The sequence below is a fragment of the Geobacter argillaceus genome (assembly GCF_007830735.1).
Classification (GTDB): domain Bacteria; phylum Desulfobacterota; class Desulfuromonadia; order Geobacterales; family DSM-12255; genus Geomobilibacter; species Geomobilibacter argillaceus.
This window is the reverse complement of sequence record NZ_VLLN01000001.1, coordinates 75,478-93,181: the sequence shown is the minus strand read 5'-3', so window position 1 is coordinate 93,181 and position 17,704 is coordinate 75,478. Positions and strand designations below refer to the sequence as shown.

Sequence of the window (17,704 nt, the reverse complement as noted above, 5' to 3'; positions counted from 1 at the left end):
ACCCCAAACACCGATCATTGAAAAGAAAAATTAGTGGTTCAGGGGGAGGATGACCGTGAAGTCGGTTCCAACGCCCGGTTGGCTTTTGACCTGTATCTTGCCGCCGTGGTTGGCGACTATCCGGCTTGCTATGGGGAGCCCCAGGCCGGTACCGTCCAACTTTGTCGTATAAAATGAATTGAAGATCTTGTTGATCGCATCAGTGGGGATGCCGCTGCCCGTGTCACCAACTTTTACGGCAACGGCCGGTTTTCCGTGCAGGGTCGAGCCGGAGATGGCTATGTGCAGTTCCCCCTTATTCTGCATCGCTTCGTTGGCGTTGCTGAACAGGTTTATGAAGATCTGCTTCAGCTGCTGACAGTCGGCAAAGAGATGGATCGATTTGCGCGGGTAGGCCTTGACTACCTTGAGGGCACTTCGCTCCAGAAGCGGCATGACAATGGTGAGGGCGTCTTCCACAACGTCGGTTATGTCACAGCGGTCGTAGCAGATGGTCGCTTTACGCGAGAAGGAGAGGGTATCGGAGAGGAGTTTTTCCAGTCTTTTGACTTCATTGACGATGGTTTCTGCATATTGAGCCTCGACGGAGTCCTTGTTCATCTTCCTGCCAAGGCGACGGGCAAATCCACCAATGGATACCAGCGGCCCTTTCAGCTCGTGGGCGATACTAGCTGCCATCTCGCCGATAGTGGCGAGTCGTTCGCCATGCAGGAGTTGGTCCTGGGCTTCCCGCAGTCGCCGGTTCGCCTCCTCCAGGCTGCCGTACAGGAGCGAGTTCTCGATGGCTATGCCGGCTTGGCTGGTAAAGAGCTGGAGGAAACGCAGATCTTCACGGGTGATCGCCTTACCGCTGTCCGGGTTGTCGACGAAGACGACCCCGAAAACGCGATCCTTGGTCTGGAGCGGGGCAACGGCAAACGATCTGATGGAGAAGTTGTTAATGATGGCCGGGTTTACGCGCTTGTCGTTCACCGCATCGGGAATGTAAAAAATTCTCTTTTCCAGCACTGCCCGGGATGAGATGTTTTTCGTTTTGTCCAGTTCGATACGGACCTTTTTGACCTGGGAGCAGAGCTCGGATTCACGCTGGCATGCCAACCTGGCGTCGTCCAGGTCCCAGGGAGTGGGGTGGCCGAGGTCGGGCTTGGTCGGAAACGGCAGGTCTATGGAGGTTCCCCTGTCCACTCCCAGCATCCCTTGGAGGATGCCTGAACGTTCGTTGATCATGAAAAGCATGGCCCGTTCGAACACCGGCGACGGTCCGGCCGTGAGGGCGGTCAGAATCAGATGCGCCAGCTTATCCACCCGTACCGTCGCCAGGATCGGGCTGCTGAGGCGATGCAGCAGTGAGAGTTCCTGCAACTTCTGGTTGTTTTCTTCACTTACCTTGCGGAGTTCTTCGGTCCGCTTGGCCACTCGCTTTTCGAGGCCGCTGTTGAGCCGCTGGATTTCCAACTCCGCCCGGCGCCGTTCCTTTACCTCCAGTGTCAGTTTCTGGTTGAGGCGGAGGAGTTCGGCCGTCCGGTTTTTTACTCGCTTTTCTTCTTCCTCGAACAGGACTCTGAGGGTTTCTTCGGCATGCTTGAGTTCGGATATGTCGCTGAAGATCAACACCATGCCGATGAGCTGTTTGCTGAAGTCGAGCAGTTCGCGCCCGAATACCTGGTACTGCCGGACCCCCTGGCGTGTCTCGAGCATCAGCGTTATCGGCTCTGCATTAAGAAGCATTGAAAGATGCGGACGGATTTTTTTGAACAGTTGTGAGGCGGCGTCCTGTTCCGTAGGGCGTCCGTAATAACGTCCTCCGGGGGTCGGCAGCTCTTCCAGAAGCTGGGCAGCGGCCAGGTTCAGGTTGATGGGGCGAAATGCCTTGTCATAAAGTATGGCCGGGGTAGGGAGGCTTTCGAACGTGGTCAGGTAGCGGTTTTTTTCATGGATCAGGTCGCGGTTGGCGTCCTGCAATTCGGCTATGTACGCATCTGCCGTTGTCTGTTCCCATTCGCCGAGGAATCCGAGCTCAACCCGGTCGAAATAGTGATCGATAAAATGACGACAACCCAGCCGTTCCGTTTCGGCCTTCATCTCGTCGATCAGGTCCAGATAGCTGCGCCGAAAGTACTTCATGAGTCCGAAAAACATGGCGACGGTGACGCCGCGTTGCCGGTGGCGCTTCGCCTCAAGAACGCCGAAGGCAACAGAGGGGTCGTCCCGGTCGATCTCCGGGGTTATGGGGGGAGGGGACGGATGCTGGCGGATGCTGGTCAGCATCCCGTTGGACAGGCCGGAGATGGAACTGCGCCATGCTTCTTCCAGGGGGGGGGTAAAGGGGGTGTAGCCGCGCTCTTCGGCATACTTGAGCAGGCGCCTGACGAGCCAGGTCTCACTGGCAGCGATCAGTTCGGCAAAGGACTGCAGGGGCTTTTCCGCATGAGGTCGACGCATCGTCACCGTATTGGGTCTGGTCGCGTGTGCTGGTTAGCCTTCTGGGGGATGATCCGGTGTCAGGGGACCTTTTCCTGGCGTTCCTGCTCCATCTTGCAGTCGATGCAGAGGGTGGTGACCGGTCGGGCCTTGAGCCGCCCTTCGCTGATATCCTCGCCGCAAACCTCGCAGGTACCGAAGGAGCCATCGTCGATACGGCTCAAGGCCTCCTTGATCTTGTTGAGGAGCTTCCGTTCCCGGTCACGGATACGGAGTTCGAAGTTGCGGTCCGACTCCTGGGTGGCACGGTCGGTGGGGTCGGGGAAGTTCGTGCTGTCCACGGTCATCTCTGATACGGTTTTGTCTGCTTCCTGCAGAAGGGAGTGCATCTCTTCCTGAAGCACAGTTCTGAAATATTCGAGCTTGTCCTTCTCCATAACTCTCTCCACTGGCTGGCAAAATACAATGCACTATTAAAAAGCATTTCGTAAGCCAAGTAAAGGGAAATTTCCTCACCATGGCTGCCCCAACGGTTCAGAAAAGCCGTTCCATGGCATCGTCGACGGTCTTGACGCCAACCAGTTCGATCCCTTTTACCCGCACCTGCTTCAGGTTGCCGGCCGGGAGCAGGCAGCGGGTGAAGCCGAGTTTGGCAGCCTCCCTCGCCCGCAGTTCCGGTTGGGTGATCCCCCGCACCTCGCCGGCCAAGCCGACTTCACCGAGCAGCAGCACCCCGGGGTCCACCGGTTTGTCCAGGTGGCTTGAGGCAACGGCCATGATCATCCCCAGGTCGGCTGCCGGTTCGTTCAGCTTCACTCCGCCGGCCACGTTGAGGAAGATGTCCTGCCCTGCCATGGTCAGACCGACCTTCTTTTCCAGCACCGCCACCAGCAGGGCCAGCCGATTGTGATCCACGCCGATGGTGGTGCGCCGGGGGGTGCCGAACGGCGAGCTGCTGACCAGGGCCTGCAGCTCGACAAGCAGGGGGCGGCTTCCTTCCATGGCTGCCACGACCACCGACCCGGCCACCCCCAGGGGGCGCTCGGCCAGAAAGAGCTCGGACGGGTTCTGCACCGGCAAGAGCCCTTCGCTCTTCATCTCGAAGACGCCGATTTCGTTGGTGGAGCCGAAACGGTTCTTGACCGCCCGGAGTATCCTGAACGGGTGCCCGGCATCCCCCTCGAAGTAGAGGACCGTGTCCACCAGATGCTCGAGAACCCGGGGGCCGGCCAGGGAGCCGTCCTTGGTGACATGGCCGACCAGGAAGATCGGGATGTTGCTCCCCTTGGCCAGCAGCATGAGCCGGCCGGCCGACTCCCGCACCTGACTGACGCTGCCGGCGGCCGACTCCAGGGCCGCGGTGAAAACGGTCTGGATGGAGTCGACCACCACCGCCCGCGGCTTCATGGTGCCGATATGGGCGATGATCCGCTCCAGGCTGGTTTCGGCCAGGAGAAAGAGTGCCGGGGCGTTGACCCCCATTCTGGTGCCGCGGAGCTTTATCTGCTGGGGGGACTCTTCGGCAGAGACGTAGAGGACCGGTTCGCCGCTACGGGCCAGGTGGTCGGCGGCCTGGAGCAGGAGCGTCGACTTGCCGATACCCGGGTCGCCGCCGATCAGCACCAGCGAGCCGGAAACCAGCCCCCCTCCCAGGACCCGGTCGAATTCGGAGATACCGCAGGGAAGGCGCTTCTCCGCATCGCCCGACACCTGCCCGATGGGGCAGGGCGGGTTATCAGCGGCCGTGCCGGCTGTCCCCCCCCCTTTGACGAGCAACTCTTCCACCATGCTGTTCCAGGCGTTGCAGTCGGGGCATTTCCCCAGCCATTTGGCCGATTGGTAGCCGCACTTCTGGCAGGTGAAGAGGGATCTGGGTTTCATGGTAGCTCCTGGAATGCGGGGATTGCCGCATAGTAGCCTTGCCATTCGGGGCTGTCAATGAGCCGGCGTGCCGGACAGCTACCGGTGTCGTTTCTCTGCATTGAACGCCGGGGATGCTCTGGTATACTTCCATCTGGTCAGATCTGACCAATTAAGCGATGACAAGGAATGCTGCATGGTCTCTCTTGGAAACCTCTCTCCGCAATGGATCGAAGAACAGTACCGCCTCTGGCGCCAGGCACCCGACCCGCTGCCGGCTGACTGGCAGGCCTTTTTCGCCGGATACGAACTCGGCGGGGGCGCGCTGGCGGCTGTGCCGGCAGAAGGCGGCCCCTCTGCCGCCCCCCTCAAGCAGTCGGGGGTACAGTCGCTGATCTACCGCTACCGGGATATCGGCCACCTCCTGGCCTGTACCGATCCCCTCTCTCCCTGTGCCCTTTCCCATCCGCTCTTGGACCTGGCTGCCTTTGACCTGACCGAAGCCGATCTGGACACGCTGGTGCATACCCGGCGCTTCATGAAACAGAGCACGACGCTTCGGGAGATCCTGGAAGTGATGCGTGACACCTACTGCCACGCCATCGGCGTGGAGTTCATGCATATCCAGGAACCTGCCGAGCGGCAGTGGCTCATCGACCGGATGGAGCCGGTCGGAAACCGCACCCGCTTTTCCCGCGACGAGCAGCTCCGGATACTCAGGCGGCTCCAGGAAGCGACCCTGTTCGAGGAGTTTCTCCACCGCAGGTTCATTGGCCAGAAACGGTTTTCCCTGGAGGGGGGCGAAGCCCTGATCGTCCTCCTGGACCAGCTGGTCGGCAGTGCAGCCGGCCACGGCATCAGTGCCATGGTCCTCGGCATGGCACATCGGGGGCGGCTGAACGTCCTGGCCAATATCCTCGGCAAGCCGCTGGCCAACATCTTTGCCGAGTTTGCCGACAACCGGGAACTGGGTATCGTCGGTGAGGGGGACGTGAAATACCACAAGGGGTTTTCCGTTGACCTGGAAGCGGCTCCCGGCCACCGGCTCCACCTGGCCCTGGCCTTCAACCCCTCCCATCTGGAGGCGGTCGATCCGGTGGTGGAAGGGACGAGCCGTGCCCGCCAGGACCGTCTCGGCACCGACGGCAGGAAACGGCTCCTGCCGGTCCTGATCCACGGCGACGCGGCCTTTGCCGGCCAGGGGATCGTGGCCGAGACCTTCAACCTCTCCCAACTGGAAGGGTACGGCACCGGCGGCACCCTCCACGTGGTCATCAACAACCAGATCGGCTTCACCACCCTGCCGGCGGACGCCCGGTCCACCCGGTATGCCACCGATATGGCAAGGATGCTGATGATCCCGGTTTTTCACGTCCACGGCGAAGATCCGGAAGCCGTTGCCCATGTGGCGAGGCTGGCGCTCGATTACCGGCAGGCGTTCGGCCGGGACGTGGTGGTGGAGATCATCTGCTACCGCCGGCACGGCCACAACGAGGGTGACGAGCCGTTCTTCACCCAGCCGCTCATGTACGAACGGATCAAGGGACGGCCGCCGGCCTATCGTCTCTATGCCGACCAGTTGATTGCCGCGGGTGAGGAGACGGCAACCATTGACGCCATGGAGCAGGAGGTGAAGGCCCGCCTGGAGAGCGCTCTGCAGGAGGAGCCCGATCCCACGGCGGATCTCGGGCATGAAGGGGCCTGGCACGAGATCCGGCGCGACTACGCACCGGTGGAGGTTGCCACCGGTGTGCCGCGGCAAACCCTGGCCTCCCTGGCCGACCGTCTCGCAACGCTCCCCGATGGGTTCACCCCCCACCCCAAGGTGGCTGCCCTTCTGGACCGCCGCCGGGAAATGGTCCAGGCGGGAACCGGGCTTGACTGGGGGAGCGCCGAGGCCCTTGGCTATGCGACCCTGCTGAATGAGGGGGGCGTGGTCCGACTTTCGGGGCAGGACTCCCGGCGCGGCACCTTCAACCATCGCCATGCCGTGCTGCACGACCTGCATACCGACGCCCGCCATATCCCGCTCGCCGGCGTGGCGAAGGCCGGGGCGACCTTCCAGGTTTTTGACAGCATGCTTTCGGAGAATGCCGTGCTCGGTTTCGAGTACGGCTACGCCGTCAGCTTCCCGGACAGCCTGGTGATCTGGGAGGCCCAGTTCGGCGACTTCGCCAACGGCGCCCAGGTGATCATCGACCAGTTCATCGCCGGCGGCGAGAGCAAGTGGGACCGCTCCTGCGGCCTGGTCCTCTTCCTCCCCCATGGGTACGAGGGGCAGGGGGCGGAGCACTCCAGCGCCCGGATCGAGCGGTATCTCCAGCTCTGCGCCGAGGACAATCTTCTGGTCGTGTATCCGTCCACGCCGGCACAGCTCTTCCATCTCCTGCGACGCCAGGTAAAGCTCCCCTTCCGCAAGCCGCTGGTCGTGTTCACCCCCAAGAGCCTGCTCCGCCATCCTGCGTGCGTCTCGGACCTGGCCGACCTTAGCGACGGCTCGTTCCGCGAGGTTCTGCCCGATCCCGAGATCCGGGAAGGGGCGACGACACTGCTCATATGCAGCGGCAAGATCTATTACGAACTCCTGGAGCAGCGGGAGGCGCTTGCCAGGCGGGATGTGGCGATCATCCGGGTGGAGCAGCTCTACCCGGTACGGACCGACCTGCTCCGGAAAGCGGTAGCCACGTTTCCCGACGCCGTTGAGTGGCGCTGGGTCCAGGAGGAGCCGGCCAACATGGGGGCCTGGGAGCATCTCCGACCGTACCTGACGGAAGCGATCGGCCATGAGCCGCGCTATGTGGGGCGGCCACCGGCCGCGGCGCCGGCAGTCGGCTCCCATCGGCTGCATGCGGAGGAGCAGAAGAGGATCATTGAGGCGGCGTTCGGCGCTTTGTGAGACCCGAGCTGTCCCGGTTCCTGTCGGGAAAGGCGTTTGAACCGCGGATGCACGCTGATCGATTGGATGCGTCTTGTTTCAAGGATTTTATCGGCGTTCATCCGCGTTCATCAGCGGTTGACAATTGTTTTCAGGTTAGGGCACTGGAGGAATCATGGATATCAAGATCCCCGAGGTCGGCGAATCGGTGCATGAGGCGTTGGTGGCGAAATGGCTCAAGGAGGACGGTGCGGCGGTGCAGAGGGACGAGCCGCTCTGCGAGTTGGAGACCGACAAGATCACCCTGGAGCTGCCGGCCGAGGCGGACGGCGTGCTTACCATTGCCGTCCCGGCCGGCGAAACGGTGAAGATCGGCACGGTGATCGGCAGTCTCGCCACGGGGCCGGTACCGAAAACAGTGCTGCCGGCCGGAGATGCTGCAAAGCGGCCACCCCTGTCGCCGGCGGTGAGGAAGCTGGCGGCCGAGCAGGGGGTAGACGTGACGGCTGTCGTCGGTACCGGCCGGGGTGGACGGGTAACGGTCGAGGATCTGCTGGGGACTGGAAAACAGGAACCAGGAAAAGGCGATGAGACCTTGCCGTCGTCCGTCAGGTCGGAGGAGCCGGCCCCCTACCGGCCGACAGCGGACCGGACTGAAGACCGGAGCCGGCGGGTGGCAATGAGCCCGATCCGGAAGCGGATCGCCGAGCGGCTCCTTTCGGCCCGGCAGCAGACCGCCATGCTCACCACCTTCAACGAGGCGGAGATGAGCCGGATCATCGAGCTGCGCAGGCGCCACAAGGAGCATTTCCAGCAGAAACACGGCGTATCCCTGGGGTTCATGTCTTTTTTCGTCAAGGCCTGTTGCGAGGCGCTGCGCGAGTTTCCGGCCGTTAACGCCAGCATCGACGGCGACGACCTCGTCTTTCACGATTTCTACGACATCGGCATCGCCATTGGCGGGGAAAAGGGGCTGGTGGTGCCGGTCCTGAAGGATGCCGACCAGCTCCATTTTGCGGAGATCGAGCAGCGGATTGCCGGTTTCGTGGAGAAGGTCCGGACGAACCGCCTGGCCATTGCCGACCTGGAGGGGGGTACCTTCAGCATCAGCAACGGCGGGGTCTACGGCTCCCTGATGAGCACCCCGATCCTCAATCCGCCCCAGAGCGGCGTGCTGGGGATGCATGCCGTCCAGGAGCGGCCGGTGGTGCGGGATGGTCAGATCGTGATCCGCCCCATGATGTACCTTGCCCTCTCCTATGACCACCGGATCATCGACGGTCGGGAGGCTGTGCAGTTCCTAAAGAAGGTGAAGGCGTATGTGGAAGAGCCGGAAGAGCTGTTTCTGGAGGGATAAGAAAAACGGTCTTATCCGTTGGGTTGAGGAACGAAACCTTATGGTGTAGCAGTGGCGAGAGAGGTTGTTGGTTTTCGAGGGCTCAACATAACCGACGGGACTTTTCGTCCCGTCAGGGACAGAATGCGTGTAGCCGGGGGATTTATCCCCCGGTTGCAGGATTCCTCGTTATCGGCAAGCCGCGTAGCGGCTTATCGTTAGAGATGTCGCTACGCGACAGAAATGGTTTGGGTGATAGTTTCCCCGGCGATGAATCGCCGGGCTACAGGCGTTCGGTCGCTACGCGACGAAAATCTTGGAGGATTTCTTAACATGTCTGAAATTTTTTTTGACCTGATTATCATCGGTGCCGGCCCGGGTGGCTACGTGGCCGCGATTCGGGCTGCCCAGCTGGGGATGACGGTAGCGGTGGTGGAGAGCCGTTCCGCCCTGGGCGGGGTCTGTCTTAACGAGGGGTGCATCCCGAGCAAGGCGCTCCTGGATTCTTCCGAATACTTCGCCCTGGCGCGGGACCGGTTTAGCAGCCACGGCATCGAGATCCCTCCGCCGGTCCTCAATCTGGGCCGGATGATGGCGCGGAAGGACGACGTGGTGAAAAAACTCACCGATGGCGTCGCCTTCCTCTTCAAAAAGAACGGGATTACCCTGGTAACCGGCCAAGGCCGGCTGGCCGGAAAGGGTGCGGACGGGATGCATCGGGTGGAGGTGAAAAATGGGGACCAGGGACCGGGGACCGGGGACCGGGAAGATTCAAAGGCCATAAGGGGCCGTCGCGTCCTCCTTGCCACGGGCAGTGCCGCTGTCGAGCTGCCGTTCATGCCGTTCGACGACGAGACCGTGGTGAGTGCGCGGGAGGCACTCTCCTTTGCAACGGTGCCGGAACATCTGCTGGTGGTGGGTGCCGGCTACATCGGCCTGGAGCTCGGATCGGTCTGGCGCCGGCTCGGCGCCAGGGTGACGGTGGTGGAGATGCTTCCCAAACCTCTGCCGGCCACCGACGGCCAGGTTGCGGACGCCCTGGTGCGGGGACTCAAGAAGCAGGGGATAGCCTTTCGCTTCGAGACACGGGTGACAGGCGTCACCAAGCGGGACGGCCAGACCGTGGCCAGCATCGAGGGGCCGGGGGGGAGCGAAGAGCTTCCCTGTAGTGCACTGCTGGTGGCGGTCGGCAGGAAGCCACTGACCGGCGGCCTGGGGCTCGAAGCGGCAGAGGTAAAGTTGGATGACCATGGTAGAATAGTTGTAGACGAAAACTATCAGACTTCGGCACCCGGCATCTACGCCATCGGCGATCTGATTCCCGGTCCGATGCTGGCGCACAAGGCGATGGAGGAGGCGGTGGTGTTCGCCGAACGGCTCCGCGGTGAGGCATCACAGGTCGATTACGACTATCTGCCCGGCATCTGCTACACTTGGCCGGAGGTGGCGTCGGTGGGGAAGACCGAGGAGCAGCTGAAGGCGGAAGGAGTCCCTTATGGGAGCGGCAGGTTCAGTTTTGTGGCCAATGGACGGGCCAGGTGCCTGGACGAAACCGAGGGGTTCGTCAAGGTACTGGCCCATCAGCAGAGCGGCCGGCTCCTGGGGGTCCATATCATCGGGCCGCGGGCCTCTGACCTGATCGCCGAGGCGGTCACCGCCATGACCTACGGTGGGACAGCCCAGGATGTGGCCATGACCTTCCATGCCCACCCGACCTTTTCCGAGGCGATGAAAGAGGCGGCACTGGACGTGGAAAAGCGGGCCATCCACGCGTGAAACAGCACCCATTGAACCGCTCTCTGCAACTGTTACAAAGGTTTTCAAAAGGAGAACGCCATGGCAAAGAACCTTACGACAAAGATCCTGGAGGCTCACCTGGAAAAGGGTGAGCTGATTCCGGGCACAGAAATAGCTATCAGAATCGACCACACCCTGCTGCAGGATGCGACCGGCACCATGGCCTTGCTGGAGTTCATGGCCATGGGGGTCGACCGGGTGAAGGTGGAGCTGGCGGCCCAGTACATCGACCACAACCTGCTCCAGACCGACAACAAGAACGCCGACGACCACGTCTTCCTGGCAACGGCGGCCCAGCGGTTCGGCATCCACCTCTCCAAACCGGGTAATGGTGTCTCCCACCAGGTGCATCTGGAGCGGTTCGGGGTGCCGGGAAAGGTGATGCTCGGTGCCGATTCCCACACCCCGTCGGCTGCCGGGCTGGCCATGCTGGCCATCGGCGCCGGCGGCCTGGACGTGGCCCTGGCCATGGCCGGCCACCCGTTCCATCTTCCCTGTCCCAAGGTCTTTGGGGTGAAGCTGACCGGTCAGCTGCCGCCGTGGGTCTCGGGCAAGGACGTGATCCTGGAGATGCTCCGTCGCCACAGCGTGAAGGGTGGCGTGGGGAAGATCATCGAGTATTACGGCCCGGGCGTGGCGACCCTGTCGGCCACCGACCGGGCCACCATCGGCAATATGGGGGCTGAACTGGGTGCAACCACCTCCATCTTCCCGTCGGACCACCGGACCCGGGAGTTCCTGGAGGCCCAGGGGCGCGGTGCTTCATGGTCGGAACTGGCCGCCGATCCCGATGCCGGTTACGACGAGTACGACGAGATCGATCTTTCCACCCTGGAGCCGCTCATCGCTTGTCCCTCGTCACCGGACAAGGTGGTACCGGTTCGTGAGGTGGCCGGGACCAAAGTGGACCAGGTGATCGTGGGGAGCTCGGTCAACTCCTCGTTCCGCGACCTGATGACCGTCTGCCGCATCTTGGACGGCCAACGGGTGGCACCCCATGTTTCCTTCAACATCAACCCCGGCAGCCGCCAGGTGTTGGAGAATGTTGCGGCGCAAGGGGGCTTCATGATGCTCCTTCTGGCCGGCGCCCAGATCCACCAGCCCGGCTGTCTGGGGTGTATCGGCATGGGGCAGGCGCCGGGCACCGATCAGGTTTCGCTGCGCACCTTTCCCCGCAATTTCCCGGGCAGAAGCGGCACCAAGAACGATCGGGTCTACCTCTGCTCGCCGGAGACCGCCGCTGCCGCCGGCCTGTTCGGTGTCATCACCGATCCGCGGGAGCTGGGCAAGCTGATGACATGGCCGGCCGTCCAGAACCCGGATAGTTACCTGCTGGACGACTCCAGCATCATCCATCCCCTGCCGCCGGCCGAGGCGGCACGGGCGGAGATCGTCACCGGGCCGAACATCGTGCCGTTCCCCGACTTCGAGCCGCTGCCGGACGATCTGTCGGCGGAGGTGATCATCACGGTGGGTGACAATATCTCCACCGACACCATCATGCCGGCCGGCAACAAGGTGCTCCCGTTCCGGAGCAACATCCCGGCCATCAGCCGGTTCGTGTTCGAGATCATCGATCCGGAATTCCCGGAGCGGGCCATGGCCAAGGGAAGCGGGGTGGTGGTTGCCGGCGAGAACTACGGCCAGGGGTCAAGCCGGGAGCACGCGGCACTGGCGCCGCGTTACCTGGGAATCCGCGCCAAGATTGCCAAGAGCTTCGCCCGGATCCACAAGGCGAACCTGATCAACTTCGGCATCCTGCCGCTCACCTTCAGGGACCCGGCCGATTACGACACCCTCAGGCAGGGGGAGAGGCTGCTGTTCAAGGGTGTGCGGCAGTTCGTCGCCTCCGGTGCCACGGAGATCCCGGTGGAGGTGAACGGCAGGACCATCGTTACCCTGCTGGAGGTGTCGGCACGGCAGCGGCAAGAGCTGCTGGCCGGTGGAACGCTCAATTTCGTGAAACAGGGTGGCGCATGACGGAGCCCGGCAGACCATGACCGAACAGTCCGCAAAGGCCAAGAGCGGGCTGGTGCCCCGGTACCGCACGGCAGTTGCCATTACCTTTGTCGTAACCTTGCTGGCCTCGCTGGGTGCCATCTGGCTGCACATGCACATTATCCGGCGGGACAACCAGGAAGAGGCCCTGGCCCTGGCGGGGTATCAGGCAAGCGTGTTGAACCAGTACCTGGATGGGGCACTTTCCGCAACCTATGCCCTGGCAGTGGTGCTTCGCGAAAACGGCTACTACGTCAACCCTCCCGCGTTCGAGCGGCTCGCCACCGACCTGCTCCGCTTTCATCCCGGGGCCAGCAGCCTGCAGTATGCACCGGGAGGGGTGGTGCGGCACATCGTTCCGTTGGCAGGAAACGAGCGGGCCATCGGCCATGACCTGCTGGCCGACACCAAGCGTAACCGGAAAGCCCGGGAAGCGGTCGAAACACGGCAACTGACGCTGGATGGGCCACTCAATCTGGTCCAGGGAGGAGTGGGGCTGGCCGGCCGACTCCCCGTTTTCCGGGTGGACCGCATTACAGGCGATGATTTCTGGGGCTTCGCCAATGTGCTCATACGGCTGACCGACCTGCTCAAGGCGGCAGAAATCAGGAGGCTGGAAAAACAGGGGTACGATTATGTCCTCTGGCGGCTCCACCCGGACACAAGCAAGCCGCAGATTATCGCCCGGAGCGGACCGGACCGGTTAAACGATGCCATTTCCTACGATTTTGCCGTATATAGCGGGACCTGGCACCTGAGTCTCCAGCCCAGGGATGGGTGGCTGGCACGTCGTCACGGCGTGCTCTGGCTGGAGGTGGGGATAGCGCTCTTCCTGTCGCTGCTGGTTTCCCGGCTGGCGTATCTCCTGCTGAAGCAGCCGATCCTGCTGCAGCAGGAGGTGGAACTGCGGACCAGGGAGCTGCGCGAGAGCGAGGAGGCGCTTAGGCGCCATCAGGAGCAGCTGGAGGATCTGGTACGGGAACGGACGTCAGAGGTGGCGCGGACGGTTTCGCTCCTCAACGCCGCCATCGAGTCAACGGTCGACGGGATACTCGTTGTCGGACTGGACCGGAAGGTCAGCATCTACAACCGGAAGTTCGTCAACTTGCTGGACGTACCGGAAGAGCTGCTGACGCAGGCCACAACCCGCGGACTCCTGGAGTTCATGAGTAGCCGGGTAGATGGGATAGAGGGCTATATCCAGCGCATTGACGAACTCTACCGTGACCCCGTTCGGATGGAGCGGGACCTGTTCCGCACCCGGGACGGCAAGGTTTTCGAGTGCTACTCCATTCCCCAGCTGTTGGAAGGGAAGCCGATCGGCCGAGTCTGGAGCATCAGGGACGTGACCGAAGAGAAGCTGGCGGAAAAGGCGTTGCAGGAAAAGGACGAGCTGCTGGAGGAGAACAACCTGGAACTGGAAGCGATCAACGACGAACTGGAGACCACCATCGGCCAATTGGGGACCGCCAATCGTGAGCTGGAGTCGTTCACCTACGCCGTCTCCCACGACCTGCGGGCACCGCTCAGGCATGTGGGGGGCTTTGCCCGCATTCTCATCGAGGAGAGCGCGGAGCGGCTTGACGAAACGGGACGGGAGTATCTCGACCGGATCGTCAGAGGATGCAACCGGATGCAGGAGATGATCGATTCTCTCCTGGCCCTTTCCAGGATCAATCAGAGCGAACTGGTCTTCAAGGAGGTCGATTTGAGCGAAACGGCCCGGGGGATTGCCGACGAGCTCCGGGAAGGTCAGCCGGGGCGCAGGGTGGAGTTTACGGTCGCCGAAGGGGTGACTGTCATGGGTGACCCTTCCCTTCTGAAGGGGCTCCTTGAAAATCTTCTTGAAAATGCCTGGAAATACAGCAGCAAGCAGGATGTGGCGCGGATCGAATTCGGCAGTTCGGCAGAGAGCGGCGAGACGATCTACTTTGTCCGGGACAATGGTGCCGGTCTCGACATGACCTATGCAAACAGGCTTTTTGTCCCGTTCCAGCGGCTGCACCGCGACGAGGAATTCCCCGGCACCGGCGTCGGCCTGGCCACGGTGCAGCGGATCGTTCACCGCCACGGGGGGCGGATCTGGGTCGAGGCAGCGCCCGGCCGGGGAGCTACCTTCTCGTTTACCCTGGCCGGCTGGCGCCACGACAGCCATGAAGGTGACCGACAGAAAAGTCATTGAGGTGATACATGGAGACGAGACTGAGGGCGGTCCTGCCCGACCAGCAGTTGATCAGGCTTTACGAACAGATGGTCCTTTCCCGCGAGTTCGAGGAGTCGTGCGCCGAGCAGTACACCAAGGGGCAGATCACCGGTTTCCTCCACCTGTACAGCGGCCAGGAGGCGGTGGCAGTCGGCGCCACGGCCGGGCTTCACAAGGATGACTACATCCTCTCCGCCTACCGGGAGCATGCCCAGGCGATCGTCCGGGGGGCGGACCCGAAACGGGTGATGGCCGAGCTGTTCGGCAGGAGCACCGGGATCTGCAAGGGGAAGGGGGGCTCCATGCACCTCTTCGATCCTTCCTTAAACTTCATGGGGGGATACGCCATTGTGGGGGGCCAGTTCCCCATCGCCGTCGGGCTGGCCTTCAGTGCCAAGTATCGGGGCGAGGACCGGCTTGCCGCCTGCTTCTTCGGCGACGGCGCGGTCAACCAGGGGACCTTCCACGAGGGGCTCAACTGGGCGCGGCTCTGGGAGCTGCCGGTCCTGTTCGTCTGCGAGAACAACTTCTACGGCATCGGCACCGAGGTGCACCGTTCCTCGGCCATTCCCGACATCCACAAGCGGACCTGCGGCTACGACATCCCGTCGGAAAAGGTGGACGGCATGGACGTGCTGGCGGTCTATGCGGCGGTCAAACGGGCGGCCGAGTGGGTGCGGGAGCATAGCCGACCCTACTTCATCGAGGCGGTCACCTACCGGTTCCGGGGTCACTCCATGGCCGACCCGGCCAAGTACCGCAGCGCCGCCGAGCACGAGGTCTGGAAGGCCCGGGACCCGCTTCCGGCCTTTAGCAGGCGGCTCCTGGAGGAGGGGATCGTTACCCGGCCTCAACTGGATGCCATCCTGGCAAAGGCACGGGCGCGGGTGGCAGAAGCGGTCACGTTTGCCGAGGAGTCGCCCTGGCCTGAGGATGGGGCGGTGTGGGAGGATATCTATGTCTGAAATGACCTATCGAGACGCATTAAATCTCGCCCTGAAGGAAGAGATGCGCCGCGACCCGTCAGTCGTGACCTTTGGCGAGGACGTGGCGCTGTACGAGGGCTCCTTCAAGGTGACCCGGGGGCTGTTGGCCGAGTTCGGCGAGGAGCGGGTGAAAGACACCCCCATTTCGGAAAACACCATCGTCGGCGTGGCGGTTGGCGCCGCCATGGGGGGCCTGCGGCCGGTGGCCGAGCTGATGACCGTCAACTTCGCCCTCCTGGCCATGGACCAGATCGTCGACCATATGGCCAAGATCCGCTCCATGTTTGGCGGCCAGACCTTCCTCCCCATGACGGTCCGGATGCCGGGCGGTGGCGGCAGCCAGCTGGGCGCCCAGCATTCCCAGTCCCTGGAGACCTATTTCATGCACTGCCCCGGTCTCCGCGTTGCCTACCCGGCCTTTCCGGCCGACGCCAAGGGGCTCCTGAAGAGCGCCATCCGGGACAACAACCCGGTGATCTTCCTGGAGCACGAGCTCCTGTACAACAGCAAGGGGGAGGTGCCGGACGACCCGGAATTCCTGGTGCCGTTCGGCAGGGCGAACGTAGTAAGGGAAGGGACGGACGTGACCATCGTCGCCTATGCCCGGATGACCATCCTGGCCCTGCAGGCCGCTGCCGAGCTGGAACAGGCCGGGATCTCCTGCGAGGTGGTCGACCTGCGGACCCTGAATCCGCTGGACACGGAGACCTTCATCGCTTCGGCGCGGAAGACCGGCCGGGCCGTGGTGGTCGAGGAATGCTGGCGGACCGCCGGCCTGGGAGGGGACCTGGCCCACCGGATTCACGAGGCCTGCTTCGAGACCCTCCTGGCACCGGTAAAGAGGGTGGCCGGCCTGGATGTGCCGATGCCCTATTCGCGGAAGATCGAAAAGTTATGCATCCCGCAGACGGAGACGATCGTCGCGGCGGTAGAAGAGGTGCTGCATGGCAACTGAAATCACCATGCCGAAACTCTCTGACACCATGACCGAGGGACGGCTCGGCGCCTGGAAGAAGGGGATCGGTGAGGCGGTCCAGCGGGGGGACGTGATTGCCGAAGTGGAGACCGACAAGGCCGTGATGGACCTGGAGGCGTTTACCACCGGTGTCCTGCTGGAGCAGCGGGTCAAGGCCGGCCAACTGGTGCCGGTTGGTACCGTCATCGGTCTGATCGGCGCGCCGGACGAAGCGGTGGCAACAGCACTGCCGCCGGCCTCCGAACCGCCGGTGGATCGCGTCGGGATCGGTCCGGAGCGGGTGATCGAGGAACCGGCTCCGCCCGTGACCGTTGCCGCTCCGGATCACCACGAGGAGCAGGCGGCGCCGGTGGTGCGCCGCAAGGCGCGGGAAATGGGGATCGATCTGGCGTTAGTGCAGGGAAGTGGCCCCGGTGGCCGGGTGCTCCTGGAGGACCTGGAGCGGTTCTCCGGGGTCAGCCTGTCAGCGGCTCCGCTGAACGAGGAGCCTGAGCCGGCGACCGCCGCCACTGGCGAGGCTGGCGCGCCGGCCGGCCAGGTTTTCACCGGAGCGCCGCAGACCGTTTCCGAGCTCCCCCTCTCCCGGATGCGGGCGGCGATTGCCCGGACCGTGGAACTGGCGTGGCGGACCATTCCCCATTTTTTCGTGACCATGGAGGTGTTCATGGATGCCGCGCTGGAGCTGCGGCGCGAATTGAAGGCGAACGGTATACCGGCCAGCGTGAACGATTTCGTGCTGAAAGCCAGTGCCGTGGCCCTGCAGAAGTTTCCCCGTATGAACGCCTCGTTCGGTGGCGACCGGATTATCGTCAACCAGGAGATCAATATCGGAGTGGCGGTCAGCCTTCCCGACGGGCTTCTGGTGCCGGTGTTACGGGGCTGCCAGGGGCTGTCGCTCAGGGAGATTGCTGCCAGGAGCCGTCCTTTGTTCGAAAGAGCCCGCAGTAGCAGGCTGAGCGAGGCGGAACTGAGCGGCGGCACCTTCACAATCTCCAACCTGGGGATGTACGGGGTGCATGAGTTCGCTGCCGTGATCATGCCGCCCCAGGCGGCGATACTGGCTGTTGGCGGACTGCAGGATGCGGTGCTGGCCAGGCACGGGCAGCCGATGGTCGGGAAGGTGATGAAGCTGACCATCTCCGCCGACCACCGGATACTGGACGGGGCCTATGCCGCCGGGTTCCTGCGGGAGCTGAAAGGGCTCCTGGAGCATCCGGTGAAACTGCTGTTGTGACGTTGAATTATAACTTTC

Annotated in this window: 11 protein-coding genes; 8 read left to right on the top strand and 3 right to left on the bottom strand. The window is 62.9% G+C overall.

Annotated features, from left to right (window positions below; translation table 11 throughout):
- Positions 1–30: 30 nt before the first annotated feature.
- From JN12_RS00395 to radA, 3 genes are all read right to left on the bottom strand, one after another.
- Positions 31–2,442 carry a GAF domain-containing sensor histidine kinase gene (locus JN12_RS00395; RefSeq protein WP_145016958.1) on the bottom strand — a complete coding sequence of 804 codons (2,412 nt, stop codon included), beginning with the start codon at positions 2,440–2,442 and terminating at the stop codon, positions 31–33.
- 59 nt (positions 2,443–2,501) lie between these two features.
- Complete coding sequence (gene dksA / locus JN12_RS00390; RefSeq protein WP_145016956.1) at positions 2,502–2,858, bottom strand: RNA polymerase-binding protein DksA; 357 nt, start codon at positions 2,856–2,858, stop codon at positions 2,502–2,504.
- Between the two features lie 97 nt (positions 2,859–2,955).
- On the bottom strand, positions 2,956–4,302 hold the full coding sequence (gene radA / locus JN12_RS00385) for a DNA repair protein RadA (RefSeq protein WP_145016954.1): 1,347 nt from the start codon (positions 4,300–4,302) through the stop codon (positions 2,956–2,958).
- A gap of 175 nt (positions 4,303–4,477) precedes the next feature.
- On the opposite strand from radA, the gene JN12_RS00380 reads away from it, so the two are divergent.
- The 8 genes from JN12_RS00380 to JN12_RS00345 all read left to right on the top strand — a co-directional run bounded on the left by JN12_RS00380 (position 4,478) and on the right by JN12_RS00345 (position 17,686).
- Positions 4,478–7,177, top strand: coding sequence for a 2-oxoglutarate dehydrogenase E1 component (locus tag JN12_RS00380; RefSeq protein ID WP_145016952.1), 2,700 nt, complete (start codon positions 4,478–4,480; stop codon positions 7,175–7,177).
- 154 nt (positions 7,178–7,331) lie between these two features.
- Entirely contained in the window at positions 7,332–8,513 is a 1,182-nt protein-coding gene (odhB, locus tag JN12_RS00375) for a 2-oxoglutarate dehydrogenase complex dihydrolipoyllysine-residue succinyltransferase (protein WP_145016949.1), read from the top strand.
- Between the two features lie 312 nt (positions 8,514–8,825).
- Positions 8,826–10,268, top strand: a complete 1,443-nt coding sequence (gene lpdA / locus JN12_RS00370) for a dihydrolipoyl dehydrogenase (protein WP_145016947.1) — start codon at positions 8,826–8,828, stop codon at positions 10,266–10,268.
- Between the two features lie 60 nt (positions 10,269–10,328).
- Positions 10,329–12,269: an aconitate hydratase gene (locus JN12_RS00365; RefSeq protein WP_145016945.1), complete on the top strand. Its 1,941-nt coding sequence runs from the start codon at positions 10,329–10,331 to the stop codon at positions 12,267–12,269.
- A gap of 16 nt (positions 12,270–12,285) precedes the next feature.
- Positions 12,286–14,469, top strand: a complete 2,184-nt coding sequence (locus JN12_RS00360; protein WP_145016942.1) for an ATP-binding protein — start codon at positions 12,286–12,288, stop codon at positions 14,467–14,469.
- Positions 14,470–14,477: 8 nt separating this feature from the next.
- Positions 14,478–15,455, top strand: a complete 978-nt coding sequence (gene pdhA, locus JN12_RS00355; protein ID WP_145016939.1) for a pyruvate dehydrogenase (acetyl-transferring) E1 component subunit alpha — start codon at positions 14,478–14,480, stop codon at positions 15,453–15,455.
- On the top strand, positions 15,448–16,431 hold the full coding sequence (locus tag JN12_RS00350) for an alpha-ketoacid dehydrogenase subunit beta (RefSeq protein ID WP_145016937.1): 984 nt from the start codon (positions 15,448–15,450) through the stop codon (positions 16,429–16,431). Before pdhA ends, JN12_RS00350 begins: the two co-directional genes overlap by 8 nt.
- On the top strand, positions 16,421–17,686 hold the full coding sequence (locus tag JN12_RS00345) for a dihydrolipoamide acetyltransferase family protein (protein ID WP_145016934.1): 1,266 nt from the start codon (positions 16,421–16,423) through the stop codon (positions 17,684–17,686). Before JN12_RS00350 ends, JN12_RS00345 begins: the two co-directional genes overlap by 11 nt.
- Positions 17,687–17,704: the final 18 nt, after the last annotated feature.